The 572-nt window shown below is 50.3% G+C and carries 2 rRNA genes; both read left to right on the top strand.

The window, feature by feature from the left end:
* Positions 1-50: ribosomal RNA gene (locus tag PV433_RS33840) — 16S ribosomal RNA — on the top strand; the annotation flags it as partial.
* 148 nt (positions 51-198) lie between these two features.
* Positions 199-572 (top strand): 23S ribosomal RNA (locus PV433_RS33835); the annotation flags it as partial.

Genomic DNA, 572 nt, shown 5'->3' with positions numbered 1-572 from the left:
AGTCGTAACAAGGTAGCCGTATCGGAAGGTGCGGCTGGATCACCTCCTTTCTATGGAGTTAAGCACAATCGAAAGATTGTGCCACCTCGGAAGCATAAGCTAATCGAACCTGTAACGGTTCGGTACACAATCCGGTCCGATTTCATTTGTTCAGTTTTGATGGAATTTTGTCCATCAATCCCAACTGGGAATCTATTTGGGGCCATAGCTCAGCTGGGAGAGCGCCTGCCTTGCAAGCAGGAGGTCAGGAGTTCGATCCTCCTTGGCTCCACCAAAAACTACCGCAAAAAACTTCAAATTTCGACTTGAAATGCGAACTGTTGCTGAATACATAGGCAGCATGGAGGCACACCCAGGGAACTGAAACATCTAAGTACCTGGAGGAAAAGAAAACAAACGTGATTCCGTCAGTAGCGGCGAGCGAACGCGGAAAAGCCCAAACCGGTCCCTTCGGGGATCGGGGTTGTAGGACGTCGATATGGCAAAAGCAGGTTAGGCGAAGCGGTCTGGAAAGGCCGGCCACAGAAGGTAAAAGCCCTGTAACCGAAAGCTTGCGTATGCCTAGACGGATC

The sequence above is a fragment of the Paenibacillus sp. GYB004 genome (genome assembly GCF_036577605.1).
In the GTDB taxonomy this organism is placed as follows: domain Bacteria; phylum Bacillota; class Bacilli; order Paenibacillales; family NBRC-103111; genus Paenibacillus_AB; species Paenibacillus_AB oceani.
The sequence above is the reverse complement of the archived record's forward strand: the minus strand, read 5'-3'. Positions and strand labels throughout refer to the sequence as shown.